Origin of the sequence: Niabella drilacis (assembly GCF_900101395.1) — a bacterium.
Taxonomy (GTDB): domain Bacteria; phylum Bacteroidota; class Bacteroidia; order Chitinophagales; family Chitinophagaceae; genus Niabella; species Niabella drilacis.
In genome coordinates this window covers 460,892-483,947 of record NZ_FMZO01000001.1, presented here as the reverse complement: position 1 = coordinate 483,947, position 23,056 = coordinate 460,892, and the positions used below count along the sequence as shown (strand labels likewise).

At 48.7% G+C, this 23,056-nt stretch carries 16 protein-coding genes; 10 read left to right on the top strand and 6 right to left on the bottom strand.

The features are described 5' to 3' along the window. The first annotated feature begins 47 nt into the window (after positions 1-47). A complete protein-coding gene (locus BLS44_RS02220) occupies positions 48-1,091 on the top strand; it encodes a fatty acid desaturase family protein (RefSeq protein ID WP_090388374.1) in 1,044 nt (347 codons plus the stop codon). Between the two features lie 147 nt (positions 1,092-1,238). On the opposite strand, the gene BLS44_RS02215 is transcribed toward BLS44_RS02220, so the two are convergent. Beyond that, positions 1,239-1,727, bottom strand: a complete 489-nt coding sequence (locus BLS44_RS02215) for a ribonuclease H-like YkuK family protein (RefSeq protein ID WP_090388373.1) — start codon at positions 1,725-1,727, stop codon at positions 1,239-1,241. Positions 1,728-2,071: 344 nt separating this feature from the next. Here BLS44_RS02215 and miaB point away from each other — a divergent pair, with 344 nt between their 5' ends. The 5 genes from miaB (at position 2,072) to secG (ending at position 6,539) form a co-directional block, all read left to right on the top strand. After that, the gene (gene miaB / locus BLS44_RS02210; RefSeq protein WP_090388372.1) at positions 2,072-3,499 is read left to right on the top strand and encodes a tRNA (N6-isopentenyl adenosine(37)-C2)-methylthiotransferase MiaB; all 1,428 of its coding nucleotides are present in this window, start codon (positions 2,072-2,074) and stop codon (positions 3,497-3,499) included. Between the two features lie 36 nt (positions 3,500-3,535). Then, positions 3,536-4,792: a sigma-54 interaction domain-containing protein gene (locus tag BLS44_RS02205; protein ID WP_090388371.1), complete on the top strand. Its 1,257-nt coding sequence runs from the start codon at positions 3,536-3,538 to the stop codon at positions 4,790-4,792. After that, entirely contained in the window at positions 4,773-5,300 is a 528-nt protein-coding gene (gene lptE / locus BLS44_RS02200) for an LPS assembly lipoprotein LptE (RefSeq protein WP_090388370.1), read from the top strand. Before BLS44_RS02205 ends, lptE begins: the two co-directional genes overlap by 20 nt. A gap of 102 nt (positions 5,301-5,402) precedes the next feature. Continuing rightward, on the top strand, positions 5,403-6,152 hold the full coding sequence (locus tag BLS44_RS02195) for a hypothetical protein (RefSeq protein WP_090388369.1): 750 nt from the start codon (positions 5,403-5,405) through the stop codon (positions 6,150-6,152). Between the two features lie 3 nt (positions 6,153-6,155). Beyond that, positions 6,156-6,539 carry a preprotein translocase subunit SecG gene (secG, locus tag BLS44_RS02190; protein ID WP_090388368.1) on the top strand — a complete coding sequence of 128 codons (384 nt, stop codon included), beginning with the start codon at positions 6,156-6,158 and terminating at the stop codon, positions 6,537-6,539. A gap of 63 nt (positions 6,540-6,602) precedes the next feature. Here secG and BLS44_RS26420 read toward each other — a convergent pair whose 3' ends face one another. Further along, entirely contained in the window at positions 6,603-6,764 is a 162-nt protein-coding gene (locus BLS44_RS26420) for a hypothetical protein (RefSeq protein ID WP_176954284.1), read from the bottom strand. 398 nt (positions 6,765-7,162) lie between these two features. Here BLS44_RS26420 and BLS44_RS02180 point away from each other — a divergent pair, with 398 nt between their 5' ends. Then, positions 7,163-7,606: a transposase gene (locus tag BLS44_RS02180; protein ID WP_090388366.1), complete on the top strand. Its 444-nt coding sequence runs from the start codon at positions 7,163-7,165 to the stop codon at positions 7,604-7,606. Between the two features lie 882 nt (positions 7,607-8,488). Here BLS44_RS02180 and BLS44_RS02165 read toward each other — a convergent pair. The 4 genes from BLS44_RS02165 to BLS44_RS02150 all read right to left on the bottom strand — a co-directional run bounded on the left by BLS44_RS02165 (position 8,489) and on the right by BLS44_RS02150 (position 15,456). Further along, complete coding sequence (locus BLS44_RS02165) at positions 8,489-9,742, bottom strand: YeiH family protein (protein WP_090388363.1); 1,254 nt, start codon at positions 9,740-9,742, stop codon at positions 8,489-8,491. Positions 9,743-9,865: 123 nt separating this feature from the next. Then, entirely contained in the window at positions 9,866-11,974 is a 2,109-nt protein-coding gene (locus BLS44_RS02160; protein WP_090388362.1) for a prolyl oligopeptidase family serine peptidase, read from the bottom strand. A gap of 27 nt (positions 11,975-12,001) precedes the next feature. Continuing rightward, positions 12,002-13,963 (bottom strand): tetratricopeptide repeat-containing sensor histidine kinase, encoded by a 1,962-nt coding sequence (locus BLS44_RS02155; RefSeq protein WP_090388361.1) that lies wholly within the window; start codon positions 13,961-13,963, stop codon positions 12,002-12,004. A gap of 302 nt (positions 13,964-14,265) precedes the next feature. Beyond that, positions 14,266-15,456 carry a pyridoxal phosphate-dependent aminotransferase gene (locus BLS44_RS02150; protein ID WP_090388360.1) on the bottom strand — a complete coding sequence of 397 codons (1,191 nt, stop codon included), beginning with the start codon at positions 15,454-15,456 and terminating at the stop codon, positions 14,266-14,268. Between the two features lie 232 nt (positions 15,457-15,688). Between BLS44_RS02150 and secDF the strand changes: the two genes are divergently transcribed. From secDF to BLS44_RS02135, 3 genes are all read left to right on the top strand, one after another. Then, positions 15,689-18,829: a protein translocase subunit SecDF gene (gene secDF, locus BLS44_RS02145; protein WP_090388359.1), complete on the top strand. Its 3,141-nt coding sequence runs from the start codon at positions 15,689-15,691 to the stop codon at positions 18,827-18,829. Between the two features lie 213 nt (positions 18,830-19,042). Next, a complete protein-coding gene (locus BLS44_RS02140; protein ID WP_090388358.1) occupies positions 19,043-21,454 on the top strand; it encodes a TonB-dependent siderophore receptor in 2,412 nt (803 codons plus the stop codon). A 120-nt stretch (positions 21,455-21,574) separates the two neighbouring features. Next, entirely contained in the window at positions 21,575-22,615 is a 1,041-nt protein-coding gene (locus tag BLS44_RS02135) for a DUF6807 domain-containing protein (protein ID WP_090388357.1), read from the top strand. The last annotated feature ends 441 nt before the right edge of the window (positions 22,616-23,056 follow it).

Below are 23,056 nucleotides of genomic sequence, written 5' to 3'. Positions count from 1 at the left end.
ATTGCCTATATTGCCACGCTGCTATATATGTAAATTGAAAATCTGTTATGAAGACCTTATCCGCATTAACTGATCCTGTGTATCAGCCTAAAAAATCGTTGAGTTCCTATGACCGTTTCTGGTTGCGGATCATGAACGATAAGCGGGACCTTCCTTTTATTTACCTGCTCACGCTCATCCATCTTACCGTATTACCGCTGGCCATTTTGCTGTTTACGCCCCTCCTGCACGGATGGCTCTGGTGGGCCGTGGCGATCCCCTACTTTTACCTGGCGCAGTTTTATTTTAAGGGCCGGTTCGGGCTGATGTTCCATTGTCTTTGTCACCGGAAGATGTTTAAACCAAAATACCAGCAGGCAGCGCATAATTACATTACCTGGATCCTCTGTCCGTTATTCGGGCATGCCCCCGAAGGCTATTTCAGCCATCATATGGGCATGCATCATGTAGAGAACAATAACGAACACGATGACAGCAGTACGATGTGCTATCAGCGAGACAGCCTGCAAAGTTTTTTTGCTTATTTCTTTAACTTCATATTTACCGGGGTTAAAGACACCTTTCAGTACCTCACCAAACGCAACCGCAAAAAGCTCGCAAGACGTCTCTCCGTTGGAGAGATCACCTATCTGATCTTTTGTGTTCTCATGTGCTTTGTGAACCTGAAGGCTACGCTGGTCGTATTTATTATTCCCCTTTTATTTGCCCGTTTTGTGATGATGCTGGGCAACTGGACGCAGCACTCCTTTATTGACCATACCGATCCGGAAAACCTGTATACCAACTCTATTAACTGCATTAACACGGAATATAACCGGATTTGCTGGAACGATGGTTATCACATCATTCACCACCTGAGACCCGGTTTGCACTACACCGAAATGCCCGGGGAATTTTTAAAACGGAAAGATGAGTTTGCAGCCCGGAAGGCTATTGTGTTTGACGGGATCCATTACCTGCATATCTTTATTTACCTCATGACGAAACAATACAATAAACTTGCGGATAACCTGGTAAATATCAACAACATGTTTGAGACCCGGGAACAGGCGATCCGGCTGATGAAGGAACGTACCCGGCGGATCGTTTAGGGTTTAAGCGCCCTTTAGCCGAGGTCCCGCATAGATCCAAAAAGTATCATTGATGGCAGGACCCTTCATACCATATGCATCAAGTTTCACGTTCAACGTTTACTGAGCTAACGTGAAGCGTTGAACCTCAAACCTGGAACAACAGGCCTACTGCACTACTTTATTGGCGCAGCAGGAGCTCGCAAAAGCCTCAGGTTTAGCTTTAAATACAAAGCCCATCCCGGTAATATAGCCGATAGCTTCCTTTAAGGCGTCATGGCTCTTGTACATCGGGTCGGTATTAATATCTACGTGCACTTCCATATCCACCTGGTGTGTATTCAATACGCTGCTCAGGGCGTAAGCAACTTCGATGCTGCGGGCCACTTCGGTCATCATCCGCTGGCGGATACTCATTTTCTCCTGTGTTATTTCATTATTCAGGTACATAAATCCGCCACGTCCTTTGCGGATGAATACGATCGCTGTTGCAAATTCGGTATCAGCACCCTTTACCTGGCTATCGGTGCCGATGCACACTTTGAGCTGGCTGCCCATCCGGCGTTCGCGTTGAATAACGCCGCGCAGTTCGTCTTCGATATAGGCTGTAATTTTTTCACCGGTCAGTTTTCGCCATTGCTTTGTTTTATTCTGCATATGTATCTGGTTTTACTTGTTTTAAACCGCAACACCATCCTCATAAAATCTGCTCAACAGGAAATTTCCCGGTAAATTATTAAATCTGTTCTTTTCGTAATAAAAAATATTTTCCACCTATCCCGGAAAATGTGGAAAACTATACCGGCCCCGTTAATACCGGGTTAACGGATTTTTTATAATGAACGGCAGCCCCGGGAAGCCCTCCCCACAGCGCCCCGATCCCTGTCAGACATCAAAACCGGCAGGGCCGCAAACAGGAATTAACATTTCTCCCACTGCCATACTGTCATACAACCAACAGATTTACTTATCTTTGCCGTTTCATAAGAACAACATACAGTATGTTAGATTTAACAGCAACAAAGGTGCACGATGAGGCACGCCAGGGAGAGCGGTTTGCACCCTTTAAAGACGACCCTAACAGCTATGGAAAACAGTTTTATATTGAAAGTTACGGCTGCCAGATGAATTTTGCAGACAGCGAGGTTGTGGCCGCTATTTTGAATAAGGAAGGATTTGGAGCCACGCGCAATGTAGAAGATGCGGACCTTATTTTTATCAACACCTGTTCAATCCGCGAAAAAGCAGAACAAACGGTGCGAAAACGCCTGACCGATTTTAAAAAACTCAAGACCGGCAAACCCGGTACGCTCATCGGGGTACTGGGCTGTATGGCAGAACGTCTTAAGTCCAAATTCCTGGAGGAAGAGAAACTGGTTGATATTGTAGTAGGCCCGGACGCATACCGCAGCCTCCCCCGGCTGGTAAGCGAGGCGAATGAAGGTCAGAAAAGCGTGAATGTGCTTTTGAGCCGTGAAGAGACCTATGCCGATATTGCCCCCGTGCGCCTGAACAGCAATGGCGTCAGCGCTTTTGTGAGCATCATGCGGGGCTGTAATAATATGTGCTCATTTTGTGTAGTGCCCTTTACAAGGGGTCGCGAGCGCAGCCGGGATGCCGGAAGCATTATTAACGAATGCCGGGATCTTTTTGACCAGGGATACAAAGAAGTGACCCTGCTGGGACAGAATGTGGATTCCTATCATTATATTCCCGGTAATGGGACCGAAGCCAATGCCGTAAGCTTTGCAAACCTGCTGGAGCAGGTGGCGCTGATCTCCCCCGAATTAAGGGTACGGTTCTCCACCTCGCATCCCAAGGATATTACCGATGATGTACTGCATACTATGGCTGCTTACGAAAACATCTGCAAATGCATTCACCTGCCCGTGCAAAGCGGGTCAACCCGCATCCTGCAGCTGATGAACCGGACCTATACCCGCGAATGGTATATGAAAAAAGTGGACCGTATCCGCGAGCTGTTGCCGGGCTGCAGCATCACTTCCGATATCATTGCAGGCTTTTGTACGGAGACCGACCAGGACCATCAGGACACACTATCCATTATGGATTACAGCAACTACGTATATGGGTATATGTTCTATTACAGCGAACGCCCGGGCACACTGGCCCAGCGCCGTTACCAGGACGATGTTCCACTGGAGGTAAAAAAACAACGGCTGCAGGAGATCATCGAAAAACAAAATCAGTTGTCGCTGGCAGACTATAAAAAAGATATCGGGCAAACCTGTAAAGTGCTGATCGACGGCGACAGCAAACGCAGCAGCGAACAATGGGTGGGCCGTAACTCACAGAATAAGGTAGTGATCTTTCCCAAACTGGAAAACGGCCGGCATAAAAAAGGCGACTATGTACAGGTACAGATCAACGATTGTACCCAGGCAACCCTGTTTGGAGCAATCATATAAACATTGATAAAACATGGCACCGGAAATAATAAATAAATGGATCTACAATCGATAAAAAACCGTTTTAATATCATCGGGAATTCGCCCGAACTGAACTATGCATTACAGGTAGCTGTGCAGGTAGCCAACACAGACCTTACCGTACTGATCATCGGGGACAGCGGCGTGGGTAAAGAAGCTTTCTCCTCGATCATCCATTCGCTATCCTCCCGGAAGCACAATCCCTTTATTGCGGTCAACTGCGGTGCCATTCCGGAAGGCACGATCGACTCTGAACTGTTCGGACATGAAAAGGGTTCGTTTACCGGGGCCGTGGATGCGCGTAAAGGTTATTTCGAAACAGTGAACGGTGGTACCATTTTCCTGGATGAGATCGGCGAAATGCCGCTGGGCACCCAGGCCCGGCTGCTGCGGGTACTTGAAGCGGGTGAATATATCCGTGTAGGCTCCAGCAAGGTGCAGAAAACAGATGTACGGGTTATCGCTGCTACGAACAAAGACCTGCTCAAACTGGTAGAGCAAAACAAGTTCCGGGAAGACCTTTACTACCGTTTGAGTACCGTACCCATCCGGGTACCTTCGCTCTCGAGCCGGAAAGAAGACATTGTACTGCTCTTTAGAAAGTTTGCAGCAGACTTTGCCGACAAGTATAAAACGCCTTCGGTTCAGCTGGATGAGGAAGCTAAAAGTTTATTGCTGGAATATCCCTGGCCCGGAAATATCCGGGAGCTGAAGAATATAGCAGAGCAGATCTCCGTCCTGTCGGAGAACAAGCAGATCTCGGCCAAAGCGCTCAGCCGCTATCTTCAGCCCTATTCCAGCAACCGCCTGCCTGCGATCTCACAGGCCCAGCCCCAAAATGAATTTCAAAACGAACGGGAAATTCTTTATAAGCTTTTTTTTGACATGAAAAAGGATGTAAACGAGCTCAAACGAATGTTCCTCGAAGTATTGCAAAACCCGTCGGTTGCTGCACAGAACCCATCGCTGATCAATGAGCTTAAGGACCTGAACAATGGACATGAATCCGGCTACCTGCCGGCCCCTGCCACCACTTACCAGCCCGTACAGCTGAGTATGCCGCAGCCGGCAGCACCGGTAATTATGGATAATACCATTGATGAACACGAAGAGGTAGACGAAAGCCTGAATATCATGGAAAAGGAAAAGGAACTGATCATCAAAGCCCTTAAAAAGCATAAAGGCAAACGTAAAGACGCCTCGCTGGATCTTGGCATCAGCGAACGCACCCTTTACAGAAAACTAAAAGAATATGACATTGAAGAGCTATAAAACCTTTTTTGCAGCGCTGACCATATCTGCCGTGCTGGTGCTCGCATTTGCCCAGGCAGGCTGCGGCATTTACAAGTTCAAGGATGTAAGTATACCGGACAGCATCAGGATTGTCCGCGTCGGCATTATCCAGAACAAGGCGTCCTATGTAAACCCGCAGCTGGCGCCTGAACTAACGGAAAGCCTGAAGCGAAAGATCACCAGCCAGACCCGTCTTAAGCAAACAAACGGAGACGATGCCGACTGGGATATCAATTGTACCATTACCTCCTACTCCTTCTCCACCTCCGGTATCTCCAACCAGCGGGCCAATACCAACCGGTTAAATGTAGGCGTACACGTGGACGTCCGCGACAATCATTCTCAGAAAGTAAGTAAATACGACGTCACCCGCAGCTTTGACTATAACGGAACACTGGCCCTGCAGCAGGCTGAGCAGGAACTGAAAACGGAAATGCTAAGAAGCCTCTCCGACGATGTTTTTAACCGGATATTCTCCAACTGGTAATTATGAAATGCAGCACAAGAAAATATTCATTTTCATACGCAGCAGCATGAATATTTTCTTATGCAAAATTCCATCTGACCAAAATCAATAAAAAACAAGCAGATGAATCATTTTATCAATACGATCGCATGGGCCACATTCCCCCACCAGCAGCAGCCCATGCCGGTGGCCGCCCTGGAACAGCTGGCCCGGCAATATCCTTATGCCCCGGCCCTGCAGCTCCTGCTGGCCGCGCGTCTTAAGGAAACACAGGATCCGGGGTTTGCCGGTCAATGGCAAAAGACCCTGCTTTACTTTAAAGATCCCTTACTGCTCCAATACCAGTTTTTTGCAGAACAGCAACGACCCGCCTCCGGAATTCCCCCGGCATCGGCCCATGACACAGAAGTTCAGCAGGCAGACGCCGAAGCAGGCCCCGATACCTCCGAAGCACCCATTCCCATCCCGGGCCTGAAACTGGAGCCGCTGGATACGGCAAAGGCCAACCTGCTGTTTACACCCTATTATACAGTTGACTATTTCGCCTCCCAGGGAATCCAGTTAAGCGATGACAACAATACAGGCGACCGTTTCGGGAGCCAGCTGAAGAGCTTTACCTCCTGGCTGAAGGAAATGCGCCGGCTTCCGGAAGCAACCTCAGGGATCCGGTTTAGCATTAAAAATGAAGCCGTTATCGAAAAAATGGCTGAAAAATCCCTCAATGGACAAAACGAAGAGACTGCTGCCATGGCGGAAGTTTGGGCCAAACAGGGCAATAAAGCAAAAGCCATTGAGATTTATCAAAAATTAAGTTTGCTAAATCCCTCTAAAAGAGCTTATTTTGCAGCGAAAATTGAACATTTAAAGAAATAATTCATGTTAACAACATTATTTGTAATACTGATCATACTGGTTTGTGTTATTTTAAGTTTTATCATCCTCATCCAGAACCCCAAAGGTGGCGGCCTGGCCGGAACCTTTGGCGGCGTAAGCAGCCAGTTTATGGGAGTAAAACAAACCAATGACGTACTGGAAAAAGGTACCTGGATCTTTGCAGCGGTGATCGGCGTACTGTGCCTGTTCTCTACCTTTTTTGTATCCGGTACAAAGACCGGTGGTGCAACTAACGGACGTCTGCAGGATATCAGTACACAACCTGTACAGCAGGCGCAACCCCAGGCAGCCCCCGCCGTTCCGTTCAGCAACGGCGTTCAGCAACAACCTGCCCAAACAGCCCCCAAAGCAGACTCTGGTAAATAAGGGCGCTTTTATCAAAAATATTCAGATCCCGGCAGTGGCTGCCGGGATTTTTTGTGTATATGGTCAATCAATGGGAAAACATCGCGCAAGGCCCCTGCTGATCCCCGGGTTACCGGGCTCCCGGCAGGATACGGACCATCGTTCCTCAGCCTGGTACAGATCCTTCTGACGGAACAGGGACCCTTTAAAACCGGCGCTGCGCCCTGGGTATCCAGTCATCTTCATACCCGTTTATTTTATGATCCAAAAAGGCCCCACATCCATCAGCTTAAACGGGAAATAAAGCCTGCGGCTGATCCCGGTTACCATCGGAACAGCCCCCGGAAAGGCACCGCGCCTGGCATATGCATCAAGGTAAGCGGTAAAACCGTGGATGGGTTTATGCCCGGATAGCCGTCGGTTTATGGGCGATTCATTTGCAGGGAACCCCGGCCGGGGTTCAACCAGGATCCGGATCATGAGCCCCGCGTTCCACCCGCGGTTCATCAAATACAACCGCTTACGGGTTTATCAGGGCAACAGCGGGGGGAAAACAGCGGTTTGGCGGTCATTTATATATAGGGCCTGCTGTTTACGTCGAAATTCAACAAATTTCATCGTAAAACGGATTCATTTGAGATCAGATAAAAAGAAGATTAGGCAAGAAATCCTGCAGGAACTGCCCCTTTAAAGAACAATGCCAGGTGTATCAGTCAAAAGACGGAATACTCAGAGACCCGATCGATAAGATCTATTATTCCCGAATGCATGAGCGGATGCAAACCGGTAAGGCCAGGAGATTGATGAAATTGAGACAAGGCACAGTAGAACCAGTCATCGGCAGGTTGATAAATTATCTGGGAATGAAAAAAGTAAATACAAAAGGGATAGCACAGGCCAATAAATGTATGACGATGGCAGCCACTGCATACAATTTAAAGAAACTGCTCAGGTATGCGGGAGGACCTAAAGTTGTAGCGAAGGCACAAGCGCTGATAACAAAGCTTGAGCATTATTATTCCAATCTTTTAAAAAATATTTTCCATACAACGGATCATTGTATTGTGTATTATCATAATATTAAATAGGCCCGGCAAATTTTTACTACGAAATTGACAGGCGCTGACCGTTCTGCTAATCTGCCGGCATTTTTAAAGTCATGTTGTGCAACAGCCACTCAATGACAAAAGCGGAAAAGACCAAACCGATTGCGGGACTTAATCAGCTGACCATATATAGAACCGGTACCCATCCTATCAGGGCAAACGCATCTAATTTCAGCATTGTTCAGCTCCGGAGGAGCAGCGTGTTTATAGTAATCTGCTGTTTTATCAACCCCGGCTCCTTTGGAGCCGCGTGTTTGTTGGGCCCGAAATTTTACGCGGCTCCTACAGGAGCCGGGGTTTCCCCTTTAGAGCCTGTTTAAATTTTATTGATGGAATTTATTATGAAGCTATTTTGGAGCGAAACAAGGAAAATTTTGCAGGCATAGTAGGCCACTATGGCGAAAAATTTAACGCAGTTGCAGCCCAAAACAGCCATAATAAAGCCATTGAATGAATTTTAAACAGGCTCTTAATATCCTGCTATAAACACGAGGCACTTACAATGCCTGAAAATGCTCCTGGTGTGCTCTTTTCACCCAATTTAGATGCGTTTGCCCTGTCCATCCTATGCCCTGGTTACCCACAATCCCCTGCAGACCAACATGAACCTGACGCACATGCGCCTGCGGCACCCGGCATTCGGTTTGCTTGCGCTATTTTCCGGAGCAGGGAGAAAGGCAGACCGGAGGAAATCCCGGGGGCCTTCAACCATCCGCTGCGGGCTTCCGTTCGCGGTACCGGAGGATCCAGGGCGCCGTAGTAGGCACTGGCCATAAATTGATGGCTATGGTACACACCAGGAGCCCTCACCGTGCAACTTGTGAAGCGCTCCATACAAGCGTAGACCCGGTAGCGCCGGGTCCCCTACCGGAAAAGAATAAATGCAATGATCAGTGTAATGATCACATTAAATGATTGTGCGATCAGAAAGGCCCAAAGCGGCTTCCTGCTGTTATTTTTAAACAGGTCGGCAAATCTTGTTTCCAGCCCAATACTGGTAAATGCCAGTCCGAACCATAATCCCTGGATGCTTTTAAGCCCGCTTTTCACTGATGCGTTTACTTCGGGGGTCACAAAGAAAGAGAACAGCAGGGAGGCCCCGATAAAGCCCAGTATGAATTTGGGGAACCGTTGCCAGATAACCCCCAGCGTGGGTTTTTCCTGGCGGCCTGCTGCGCTGCTTTTGGTATAGGTCCAGTAAATAGAGATCGCAAAGGCTGCAATACCGAGCAGCACATTTTGCGAAAACTTTACGATCGTGCTGATCTTAAGCGCCTCTTCCCCTACCAGCGACCCGGAGGCCACTACCGCCCCGGAGGTATCAATGCTTCCGCCAAGCCAGGCTCCTGTTACCTGTTCCGGGAAATTAAAATAATTGGCAATAACAGGCATAAAGATCATCATTGGCACGGCGGTAACCAGCACCATCGAGATCACATAGGATAATTTTTTAGAATCTCCCTTGATGGCCCCGGAAGTTGCAATAGCCGCCGATACGCCACAAATGGAAACCGCGCTGGAGATCATCATCGTCAAATCGTCATCCACCTTTAGTTTGCGGCACAACCAGAATGCAAAATACCATACAGACAGTACCACTACCAGCGCCTGCACCAGGCCCAGCCCTCCTGCTTTCATCACATCCGAAAAAATAACCGAACAGCCCAGCAATACCAGGCCGATCTTCACATACAGTTCAGCATTCAGCACCTCACGGATCCATCCCGGTAACCGGAAGCAGTTGCCGATGATCAAACCCAGTGCCAGGCTGAATATTACAGCCTCAAGGTTAAGATCGCGCATAGCACTGTTGCCGGCCAGTATAAGGGCAGCCTGCGTAATAATAAAGATCAGGCCAAATACCGGGATCGTCGTTTTCACCGGCTTCCCCGTTAACAATGCAGCGAGTACCGCCACCGGCAAAACGATCAGCAGCTGCTGCCCGATACCTGCCAGGTTAGATGAAGAAAAGACCGTGCCTGTAAGATCTGCCCCGGTCTTCCAGGAATATGCAGGTACAGGAATTACCAGCCCCGAAAGGGCCAGGACAATAATAAGGCCTCCTAATAATACAACGGCCCAATCCTCGTGCATCAGTGGTCGCTTTGTTTGCTCCATTACTCGTTTTTAGTTTTAAATTGATATAAGCGGGGCGCTCTTTTCCCCGCCCGGCCAATAATATGACCGAACAGCTGCAGGCTTCCCCGAAATCACCTGCAAAAAGAACAAAATATTTGCGGCTTACTCCTTAAATTTCATTCCCAGGTTGTACATGGTAAAGGCCCAGATGTCGGCAGCCTCTTCAATCACTTTACCGGTTGGCTTTCCGGCTCCGTGCCCGGCATTGGTTTCAATACGGATCAATACCGGGTTGGGCCCTTTATGATATTCCTGTAACCGCGCGGCAAATTTAAAGGAATGCGCCGGCACTACCCTGTCATCATGATCCCCGGTTGTTATCAAGGTAGCCGGGTAACTGGTTCCTTTTTTCAGGTTATGATAGGGCGAGTACCGGTACAGGTAGGGGAAATATTGCGCAGAATCGGAGCTGCCATACTCCACCGTCCAGCCCCAGCCTACCGTAAACTTCTGAAAACGCAGCATATCCAGTACCCCCACCTGGGGTATAGCCACCTTAAACAGATCCGGGCGCTGGGTCATAGCAGCCCCTACCAGCAATCCGCCGTTGCTGCCTCCCCTTATAGCCGTTTTATTCCTGTTGGTATATTTATGCGCGATCAGGTATTCCGCTGCGCCGATAAAATCATTAAATACATTCTGTTTATTCAACAGCATTCCGGCCTTATGCCATGCTTCTCCATACTCACTCCCCCCTCTCAGGTTCACTACGGCATAAATACCACCCTGTTCTACAAAAAATGCATTGCTGACGCTAAACCCCGGGGTCATCGGGATGTTGAACCCGCCATAACCATACAGGAGCACGGGATTGTTCCCATCTTTTTTCAATCCCTTTTTATAGGTCAGGAACATCGGTACGCGCGCGCCGTCCTTGCTTGTAAAAAATACCTGCTCCGTTACAAGATCGTCTGTGTTTAAGCTAAGGGCTGTTTTCCGATACAGCGTGGATTTCCCGGAGGCGATATCGTATTGATAAATTGCCGGCGGAGTTGCAAAAGAACTATAGGAATAATAAAAACTCCGGTCCTCCTGCTCAGCTCCAAAGCCCCCCGCGGTACCAATCCCCGGCAGCGCAATATCCCGGATCCGCTTACCCTCAAAATCGTATTGCACGATCTTTGACGATGCATCTTTCAGGTAGCTTGCAAACAGGTAGCCGCCACCTGTGCCTACCCCCTGCAACGCTTCTTTTTGCTCGGGGATCACCGTTTTCCAATGCGTCCTCTCCGGCTTTTTAGGATCGATCAGCACCACCCGGTAATTCGGAGCTTCATAATTCGTGTTTACCAGGAGCAGTGCCCCTTTATTTTCGATCACGGACGACTCCGTATCAAATCCCTTTACCAGCAGGGCAAATTCCTGTTGTGCAGGATCATTAAGATCGCGGTACCAGAGCTCACTGCCACTGGTCCCTTCGGTAACGCTCAGGATCAGGAACCGCTGGTCTTCTGTCAGGCCTACTCCAAAATAGCGCAGGGGGTGCTCCCTGTCCTGGTAAATAATAATATCGTCTTTCTGCGAAGTACCCAGCCGGTGGTAGAACACTTTCTGGAACTCGTTCTTTTTGCTCAGCTTTGATTTTTCATCCGGTTCGTCATAAGCGCTGTAATAAAAGCCTTCATCCCCCTTCCAGGCAACGCCTCCGAATTTGGTCCAGTTGATCTTATCCGCCAGCAATGCCTTTGTATCTGTATTCATCACGAAGATCTCACTCCAGTCGCTCCCGGCCTTCGATACGGAATAGGTGCACAGTTTTCCATCTTTGGTAAAGGACAGACCGCTCAACGCCGCAATGCCTTCACTGCTCAAGGTATTGGGATCTATAAAAACTTCCGGAGTACCATTAAGGTCCTTTAGCCGGTATAGCACGGCCTGGTTCTGCAGCCCGTCATTTTTATAAAAATAGTAATACGCCCCTTTCTTAAACGGAGCGCCGAACTTAGGATAGTTCCACAACGCTTCCAGCCTGCTTTTGATGGCCGACCGGTAGGGTATCTTAGACAAATAGTCATTCGTTACGTTGTTTTGCGCTGCCACCCATGCTTTTGTAGCCGCTGCATTATCGTCCTCCAGCCAGCGATAAGGATCCTCCACCTTCGTGCCGAAATAATCATCCGTAACCTCCTCTTTATGCGTTGCCGGGTACTGGATCTGCGCCATGGTCTTCATAGTCAGTAATAAAAATGGGAAATAAAAAATTCTCTTCATATAAAAGCATTTGAATAAAGATAATGCTCATTTCTGATTTCTCATTCCCGGGGCTACCGGGGTTGATTTTTCATAGACAGGTTTATCTTTTGCCACCCAAAACTCCACAAGGGTCCCTTCGCCGCAGGCGGTTACGATCTTAATATCAGCATTGATCTTCCCTGCCCTGGATTTTATATTCTTTATACCGTTCCGGTCTGTCAGTTTATCCGGGTCAAACCCGATTCCATTATCCTTTATAGCAAAGGAGATCTGTGCATCTTCGTTCCGCGCTATAATTGAGGCTTCCGTGCACCGGGAGTATTTGACGAGGTTGTTCACGGTCTCTTTTACTATAAGAAAAATATTCCGCCGGGTATCCATGGGCAGGGGCATTTCTGAAACGGAGTCAGGGAAGTCGATAACAAACCGGATCCCTTTTGACTGGAACATGGGTATGGCATACTCCCGGATATGCTGGCAAAGGTTGCTGAACTTATCATTAGAGGGTTTTACCAGCCAGATAATATCATCCAGCGCATCCAGTGTATCTTTTGCATTGGCCTCGATCTTTGTCAGCAGCTCTTCTTTATTGGTACCGGATTTCCGCAGCAGCTCACTAAAAATATGGATGCTGCTAAGCGTGGAGCCCATGTCGTCATGCAGGTCGGAAGCGATCTGCGAGCGGATCTCCAGCTCCTGGCTCAGCCGTTTATTACGTTCCAGCAACCGGTACCGCAAATAATAAAGGATACCGGAAGTCAGGATCAGCAGGAACAGGATCAATGCTCCAAACAGGAAAATGCGGTCATTCTTTCTTAAAACGCTGTCCTTTTCCCGGTTGGCTTCCAGAAATGCAATACGGGCCTTCTCTTTTTCTGTATCATAGATCGCTTCCATCTGCCGCACATGACGGTTGTTGCTTTCTGCTACAATACTGTCGCTGTATTGTTTGAACAGTTTGCTATAAAGCAATGCAGAGTCCAGGTGGCTGGTTCGTTCGTTCAGCTTCATCAGGCCTTCATAGGCACTTTTGATCTCCGTCATTGTACCGATATCCCGGGCTATCAGCAAGGCATCAAAGAACATTGCTTTGGCCTTATCGTACTGCTTTTGCAGCAGGTAAGCATTGCCCAGGTTATTGTAGTTATTGGCCCGGTACAGCCCGTCGCCAAGGGTATCGGTGATCCGCTTCGCTTTTTCGAATAACGCTATCGCCTCGCTGATCCGGGTCTGTTTTTTTAACACATTCCCTATCGAGTTGTAGCTGATGGCAATCCCCTTATGGTTATTGATCTTTTCATTATAATAAAGCGATTCCTTGTAGTATTTATCTGCAGAATCCAGTTTGCCCATGTATTCATAGGCTTCGCCGATATTATTATAGTTCATAGCCATACCCAGCATATTATTGGCCTTTTGGGCAATGGGCAGGCTTTTACGGAAATACAGGATCGCATCTTTATAGTTTCCCAAAACGATATGGATATTGCCGATGCTGTTTAATGAAACGCTGGCGCTGTAGTCGTCCCCCACTTTTTCGGCAAGCCGCAGCGCTTCCATATGATAAGTAAGCGCTTTGCCGTTTTCATCCAGCCGCCGGTATACTACCCCAATATTATTGGTAGCATGGATCTCTGTTGTAATATCCCCGAGCTTATGTGCCTGCGCCCGGCTATCTTTGTGATTGGCCAATGCCAATGCATATTTGGAAAAATCACGGTTATATACACCGTAGGCATCCAGCAACCGGGGCTCCGCTGCCTGGTAGTCGAGTTTTTTTACCAGTTCAAATCCCGCCGTAAACAAGGTATCCATAAGATTGTTCTTACGGTTACGCATGGTAAAAGCAATAATCGAATCCACTTTGGCTTTACTTTCCGGCTGGTTCAGTAATGCCATTGCTTCCATATGTACCGCTCCGTTTGTCTGCGACCATATTTTACCGGCCGGGGCAAACAGCAGCAGCCCGGCTAATAAAAGCAAACCATAGGGAAGAAAGATTTTCATATTTAGTTGTGAGAATGCAGACTAACTTTTCGCAGATCCGGCACTTAAAGTTACTAAAATCTCCTGTATGTCAGCGTTCTATTCAGCTGCATTTATAACCGGGTGTCAGACGCCGGATGGCCGATCCCGGAAGCACCGGACCCAATGGTTACAGAAAGAGGAAGCATGCTCTCGTCTCTATTGAGCTGCTTGGCAATCAGCATTGCGCCGGAACAAACCCTCCCACCGCACTTTGCTTCCTCCCGAAAAATGAAGGACACCCGTTTCCAGGCGTCCTTTCAATAGCGTTCTGTTTTTTTTATTTATTTCAGCAGGGCCAATACTTTTTTGATACGGGCCCAGCCTTCTTCTATTTTCTCCAGGCTGTTGGCAAATGAGAAGCGCACACAGTTTGGCTCTCCAAATGCAGCGCCCATCACGGATGATACATGCGCTTTATTAAGGATATACATACAAAGATCCGCAGAATCCTTGATGGTGATTTCCCCGTCGGACTTTCCATAATAAGCGCTCATATCCGGGAAGATATAAAAAGCGCCATCCGGCTCGGTACAGGTGATGCCCGGGATATCGCTGATCAGGTCCATTACCCGTTGTTTGCGGCGGGTAAACTCCCTGGTCATTTCCATTGAAGGAGCCAGGTCCGCTGTCAGTGCCGTTACCGTTGCTTTTTGTGCAATGGTATTGGTGCCGCTGGTCATTTGTCCCTGTAGTTTTTCCATTCCCTTAGCCACTTCTACAGTAGAGGCGGTATACCCAATCCGCCAGCCGGTCATGGCAAATCCCTTTGCCAGGCCGTTCACCACGATCACGCGGTCTTTAATTTCGTCAAATTGTGCAATGCTTTCATGCTGACCTACATAATTGATATATTCATAGATCTCATCGGAAATGATATAGATCTGCGGATGTTTTTTAAATACTTCCATCAGGCTGGCCAGCTCTTCCTTGCTGTAAACGGCACCGGAAGGATTACAGGGAGAAGAGAACAGGAAGGCTTTGGTATTGGGCGTAATCGCCTTTTCCAGGTCTGCCGCAGTGATCTTCAGTTTCTGCGCTACGGTGGTCCTGATTTCCACTACTTTTCCCCGGGCGATTTTTACCAGCTCGGAATAGGTTACCCAGTACGGGGTAGGAATGATCACTTCCTCGCCATCATCTACCAACGCAAGGATTACATTTGCCAGGCTTTGCTTGGCTCCGGTAGAAATGACGATCTGCTCCGGCCTGTAATCCAGGTTATTGTCTCTTTTCAGTTTGGTACAAACCGCTTCCCGGGCATCTAAAAAACCAGCAACAGGAGAATAATGGCTCCAGTTGTCATTAATGGCTTTAATAGCAGCCTCCTTAATGTGCTCGGGCGTATCAAAATCGGGTTCACCCAGGCTCAGATCGATCACATCGATCCCCTGTGCCCTCAGTTCGCGGCCTAATTTGGCCATTTTCAACGTTTCCGGTTCACTAAAACGCTGTAAAAGAGAAGATAATGACATTTTAAACGTTTATGGATTAATTTTAAACAAATTCACGCAAATTTAGGGGTTACAAAGACAGCTTCGAACCTAAAATCCTAAAAAATCGAAATATTCTATAAAATCCACGCTTAAACAAAAATTTATACAGCAGAAAAACCGTTTATAAAACCAAATCCACTATATGTCTATAAACCTTATCTTTGCCCCCTTTAAATTTAAAGAGGAACCAAAGATTAAATAACAAATACGTATGCAACTTAAAGGACTGGTTAGATTTTTTACAATCTTACTTATTATCTACTCACTCTACCAGCTGTCATTTACATGGTTTGTTCGCAACCACGAAAAGAAATTGGAGAAAATTGCGCACAATTATGTAAATGCCAATTACCAGACTGCTGCCCAAAAATTCCCCTCCAACAAGGACTCCCAGGATGTGTACCAGGAAGAGCTCAGCCAGCATTACAACGATCGCCTGAGCCGTTTAAAAGACAGCACTAAAGATGAAACCATTACCTATGGAATTACCGGTGCCATCAGCTACCAGAAAGCAAAAGAAGAAGAGCTGAACCTGGGTCTTGACCTCCAGGGTGGTATGAACGTGACCATGGAAGTGGAGATGAACGGATTGCTGCAAACACTGGCCAACAATTCAAAAGACCCTAACTTTTTAAAGGCTTTACAAAATGCCGATAACCGCAAAGGGAACAGTGATGCCAACTTTATTACCCTCTTCGTTGAAGAATTTAAGAAACTAAGCCCCAACACCCCACTGGCTTCGCTGTTTGCAACGGCCAACCGCGAGAGCCTGAAAGTGACCGATAATGATGCCAAGGTAACCCGGTTTCTGCAGGAGCAGGCCAAGGCCGCTTTTGACAATACGGCCCGCCTGATCACCACCCGTATCGACAAATTCGGCGTGGCGCAGCCCAGCATTAACCCGGACCCCAGCAAACAGATCATTACAGTAGAACTGCCCGGTGTTCAGGACAAGGAGCGGGTACGCAAAAACCTGCAGGCCTCTGCCAACCTCCAGTTCTGGGAAGTATATAATATTTCCGAACTATGGGGTAACCTTCAAAAGGCGGACGAGATCTACTTTGCACAAAACGCAGGGAAGTCAGCAAAAGACAGCTCCGCTAAAACAGACACAGCGGGAGTTGCCGCCGGTGCTGCCACCACGCCTGATTCTTCAAAAACAGCCGGAACAGATACCGCTAAAAAAATACAGGACCAGTTATCACAACTGGCCAACGCCGATAAAAATGCAGCCAAAACAGGAGATGCTGCTGCCAACCAGCAGCAGGAACTGCAGAAGCATATTTGGGGCCTGCTTATTCCTCCCGTGGATGAAAAAGGCGGTTTAGCCGATATGGGCATTGTAGGGCAAGTAAATATTAAAGATACTGCTGCCGTAAGAGCCATGCTTACCGCTCCGTCTATCCGCTCCCAGTTCCCTTCCGAAATTGCCTGGATGTACGGCATGCCCGATAAGATCGGCAACAAGAAAAGCAATATGGTGGCCCTTTATGCCATCAAAACAGGCGGCCGCGATAAAGCCAAACTGGAAGGAGAGCATGTGACCAATGCCGGCGCCGACTATGATCAGTCCGGCAAAACCAATGTATCCCTCGAAATGGATGCGATCGGAAGCCGTGTATGGGCCGATATGACCCGTGCTAACAAGGGCAAGCATATTGCCATTGTAGTAGATAACCAGGTGTATTCCGCTCCCGTGGTAAATGAAGCCATCGAAGGCGGCCGTTCCAGTATCTCCGGCAATTTCTCTGCAGAAGAAGCAAAAGACCTGGCCAATATCCTGAAGATCGGTAAACTGCCTGCACCGGCTAAGATCGTTTCGGATGAAACCGTTGGACCCACCCTGGGTGAAGCAGCGATCAAAGGAGGTTTGATGTCCTTTACCATCTCCTTTATCGTAATATTCATATTAATGCTTATCTATTACAATACCAGTGGATGGGTAGCCAACATCGCGTTGATCTTAAACCTGCTCTTTACCGTAGGTGTGCTTGCGGGGCTGGGCGCCACACTGACCGCGCCGGGTATCGCCGGCCTGGTACTGACCATTGGTATGGCGGTGGATAGTAACGTAATCATTTATGAACGGATCAAAGAAGAACTGACCAAGGGCAAGAGCTATATATCGGCCATCAATGACGGTTATAACCGATCCCTGGCGCCGGTACTGGATGGCCACGTAACCACGCTGATCACCGCCTTTATCCTTTATTACTTCGGATTGGGACCGGTTAAAGGTTTTGCAACCACGCAGATCCTGGGGCTGTTGCTGTCCCTGTTCTGTGGTATCCTGGTAAGCCGTTGGGTAACCGACTGGTTCACCAACAAGAACCATCACCTCAAGTACTTTACCAGTCTGAGCCGCAGCATCTTCAAGCACAGCGCGTTTAAATTTATCGAGTTCCGGAAAATAGCCTATATCATTTCAGTAGTGATCCTGCTGTTATCGATCGGTACGATATTCCATGGTTTTGATTATGGCGTTGAGTTCAACGGAGGACGCTCCTACCGGATCGACTTTGGTAAAAAAGTAGACGTAGAAAAGTTAAAGGTAGATCTGAAAGCTACGTTTGACAATGAGAATCCTTTTGTTAAAACAGTGGGGGATGCAAGTGAGCTTGACATTACAACCTCTTATCTGATCACCGATCCCAATACAACAAAAGCAGACTCTATCGTATCACATAAGTTATTCGAAGGATTAAAATCCTACCTGCCGCAAGGCGCTACCTATGAGCAGTTTGATACAAAGTATAAGATAAAAACGAACAAGGTGCTGCCCACCATTTCTGATGATCTGAAAAGAGGCGCCGTAACCGCCACTGTGCTGGCAATCCTGGCCATCTTTGTGTACATCTTCCTGCGTTTCCGCGACTGGAGATATTCACTGGGTACCATCTTCTCCCTGCTGCACGATGCGCTGGTCACATTGATCGTGTTCTCTTATGCGCGGGACTGGGTGCCCTTCCCGCTGGAGATCGATCAGCATTTTATTGCGGCCATCCTTACGGTGATCGGCTTCTCGATGAACGATACCGTGGTGGTATTTGACCGGATCCGGGAAGACGGGAAACTGTACCCGAACCTGGATCAGAAAACGCTGGTGAATAAGGCCATCAACGATACGCTAAGCCGTACCATCATGACGTCCTTCACCGTGTTTATCACCGTGTTGATCCTGTTCATCTTTGGAGGGGAAGCCGTTAGAGGTTTTGCCTTTGCTATGCTGATCGGTGTCGTTACCGGTGTTTACTCTTCTATCTTTGTAGCGGCCCCGGTACTGGTAGACCTTAAGGGCGGTTTGAAAAAAAACAAAGCCAGCACCCCGGTCAAAGTGCAGCCCGAGCATTAAGCAACGTAGATAACAACTTATCAATAAAAACCGTATCAGTTCCTGGTACGGTTTTTTTTTGCCCGCAACCGCCGCTTCCCAAAGCCGCCACTTAAGCCCCGGAGGTCATAAAAGCATTCCGTTTTTTTCCGGATCCCGTAACCTTTTTTTCTGATCCCGTAAATGATTCGCTGCCGGGCAAAATAGATTTGCGCCGTTTAAAACAAGTTTATAATGAAGCAGCATTACTCCTTACTCCTCTTTTTTGCCCTTTTTACCTCTGCCCACCTTGCCGCCCAACCAGGGAAAATAAAGGGCGCTATTACCACGGCTGATGGTAAGCCGGCCCGGTATATCACCGTCTCCATCGATGGCACTTGGCAGCAATCTTCAAGTGATGAAGAAGGCGCCTATGAAATAAAGAACATACGTCCCGGCACCCGTACCCTGGTTATAACGGCAGCAGAAACAGCGGCCCAGCGCAGAACGATAACCGTTGGCGCAAACGAAACACGCATCGAAAATTTCATCATTAAAGAGACCTCCCGGCAGCTGGATGCCGTATTTGTTAACGCACACAAGGGCACCGAGCATGCCTCGGTAAGCCTGCGTCTGAAAACGCCGCTGCTGGAAACGCCTCAAAACATACAGGTAGTGGATCAGGCCGCCCTGGTTCAGCAGCAGGTGATCAGCATGAGCGACGGGCTGGTGCGGAATGTAAGCGGGGCCACGCGGGTGGAGCACTGGGGCGATCTTTATGCCAACATCACGGCCCGTGGTTCCCAGATACAGGCGTTCAGGAACGGGTTTAACGTGGTAGCCTCTTACTGGGGACCGCTTACGGAAGATATGAGCTTTGTAGACCGGGTCGAATTTGTAAAAGGCCCTGCCGGGTTTATGCTGGCCAACGGTGATCCAAGCGGCCTGTATAATATTGTTACAAAAAAACCAACCGGCATTACAAAAGGAGCAGTCAACCTTACCCTCGGAAGTTTTGACCTTTACCGGGGTAGCCTGGACCTTGACGGATCCCTGAGCAAGGATAAAAAATTATTATACCGCCTCAATATCGCGGCACAGCATAAAGGCTCCCACCGCGATTTTGAATACAATAACCGGTACGTCATTGCCCCGGTGCTCTCCTACCAGGTAGATGATAAGACCAAACTAACCCTGGAGTATAACGGGCAGTTTGCAAAAATGACGGAAGTGGGCTCCTACTATGTATTTTCAAAATTCGGGTATGGAACCTATCCCGTCAACTTCACCCTTACCAACCCGGGCCTGCCGCCTACAAAGATCAACGACCAGAGTGCTTATCTTACCTTCGAACATGCGTTTAATACCAACTGGAAGCTCACGGCACAGGGTGCTTATTTCAACTACAACCAGGCGGGTATGAGCTCCTGGCCCTCTATGATGGATTCCACCAACGGTCACCTGGTCCGCAATATCGGCCTCTGGGATGCCAAGAGCAATATGGTGCTCGGCCAGGTATTCCTGAACGGCGAATTCCGTACCGGTTCCGTCCGCCACCGGATCCTGGCAGGTGTGGATGCCGCCGATAAAAAATATTATGCAGACTGGGGGCAATCGCACGACCTGGATTCCGTAGGTGCCCTGTTTGACCCCCGGAATCCGGACTATGGCGTTCCGGCAAACGGCTACCCCGTCTTTGACCGCAGCAGGCCCATCGAAGAACGGGCGATCGCCGCCGGGGGGATCCAGACACAGCGCTATTCCAGCGTTTATGTGCAGGATGAACTGGCTTTTTTCAGGGACCGCTTAAGGCTCACGCTTGCCGGCCGTTATACGGATGTAAGCCAGATCTATGGCACCGGAACCGACTTTTCAACGGCCAAACATCTCACTCCCCGTACCGGGCTGAGCTATTCGATCGGTAAAACCCTCTCTGTATATGGTTTGTACGACCAGGCCTTTATCCCGCAAACCGGAACCCTTACCGGCGGCGGAAAAATAAAACCGGTTACCGGTAATAACATGGAACTCGGTATCAAGAAAAACTGGTTCCATAACCGCTGGCTGACCACGCTGTCCGTATACCGCATCCTCAAACAAAACGAGCTCACTGCAGATCCGGATGCGCCCAACCCTAACCAGCCTACCAGTATCGTACTTGGAGAGAAAGTGGCCCGGGGCGTTGAGCTTGATGTAAGAGGCACCATCCTTCCCGGCTTTACAGCCACGGCCAACTACGCCTTTACAGAAGGCCTGATCACGAAGGTAGCGCCCGGCGCCGCCGGCATTTATGCGGTAGGCGAAATTGTGCCCGGTTATGCAAAGCACACTTCCAACGCCTGGCTTTCCTATGAACTGCAGAAAGGGGCATTACAGGGCCTGGGTATCTCAGGCGGGTTCACTTCCCTTATCGGCCGGCACACCGGTTGGTCTACCCGGGGACAACAGCTTCCGGACTACTTCAAACTGGATGGCGGGTTATTTTATACGCAGGACCGGTACCGTTTTACGCTCAACGTATTTAATATGCTCAACAGCTATCTCTACACCGGTTCTTATTATGACCTGCCTTCTGTTTACGGCGACTGGAGCTCGGTAAAACCTGCTTACTATTACCAGACGGAGCCGCCACGCAATATACGGTTCAGTGTAAGCTACCGGTTCTGATCCGGGCCGGTTCCGGTGAACTGTTGTCTGCCTGTCGGCAGACAACAGTTTTTCTTTTTGAGGCTGTTGCCCGGCCTTTCTTATCTTTGATCCTCTTAACGATCCTTCAAATTAAACGATATGAAAAGGAATCTTCTTGCCCTGTTTGCATTGTTATCCCTGGCCGCCGGAGCTCAATCTGCAAAAAAAGGTTTTGCGCTCATTGCCCGCCCCGGCCAGGACCAGGTAGATGTCCGCTACAACGGCCGGCTGCTCACGGCCTTCTGCTATACCGATAGTATTGCCAAACCGTTTCTTTACCCGGTCAACACATTGAGCGGCGTTACGATTACCCGCGGGTTCCCGGTAAAACCCATCCCCGGTGAAAGTACAGACCACCCGCATCACGTGGGTATCTGGATGAATTACGAATCGGTGAACGGTGTCGATTTCTGGAATAACTCTTCTGCCATCCCTGCTGCAAAAAAAGAGCACTACGGAACCATCCTGCATCAAAAGATCCTGAAACAGACCGCATCAAAAAACCAGGCCCGGCTGCAGACCACCGCTACCTGGGTGAACCATGCAGGGGAACCCTTCCTTAACGAAGCCACCACTTATTTTTTTGAAGTAAAGGGTGACCGGTTTTATATCACCCGCTCCTCTACCCTTACGGCCCTGAACAGGCCGGTGGTATTTGCAGATGTTAAGGATGGCTTCTTTGCCATCAGGGTGGCCAAAGAACTGGAAATGCCGTCAACAGGAACCCAGTCGTTTGCAGACAACCAGGGCAATGTAACCAATGTAGCAGCCTCCGGTACCAATATACCCACCGGTATGTATTATGCCTCCAACGGGCTAAAGGGGGATGCGGTATGGAGCAGCCAGGGAACCTGGGCCCTGCTCAAAGGGAAAAAAGACGGGGCACCCATATCCATTGGCATGTTTGACCATCCTTCCAACACCGGTTACCCCACCTACTGGCATGCGCGCGGCTACGGACTCTTTGCCCTCAATCCGCTTGGCAGGTCGGTATTCAGCAAGGGAAAAGATTCACTGAACCTTACGCTGCAGCCCGGCCAATCCAAAAAATTCACCTATCGTATCGTAATTGCACAGCAGGATCTCCCGCTTCCCGAAATGGGGAAAATGGAAGCGGAGTTTCACAAAACCCGTTATTAAGGGTATAAGACCCTGATCTTTTTCGAATTACGGCGCCGGTTTTGCAACATAGATTCAACAAAAAACCGGTATTGTAGCTGTGTGCATGCTATTTTTTGTCCCGGATGTTTTCGCATACGCGTCCGGTTAATTTTAGGAATTTAGCGGTTAAAGGCCAAAGCTGCAGCGCAGCGTTGCGCTTATTAGCAACGAATACGAGCTGGAACAGAGGTGCAGCGCACCGGTAATATAAGCCTCCCCCGAAAAGATTCCCGCCGCGCTGCGGCTACGGGTAAGTCCCTGGAAGTGCTTGTTACCATTATTTGCGGCGCGCTGCGCCTGCTATCAAAAGATCAGGTCCTTTTCGGCCTCCAAAGGCTTATTCACACTACATTTTATGGCAATAGACCCGCTTTTTATCTTGACCCGCATGCGATAGTCTTCGGGATTCTCATTTTTGCC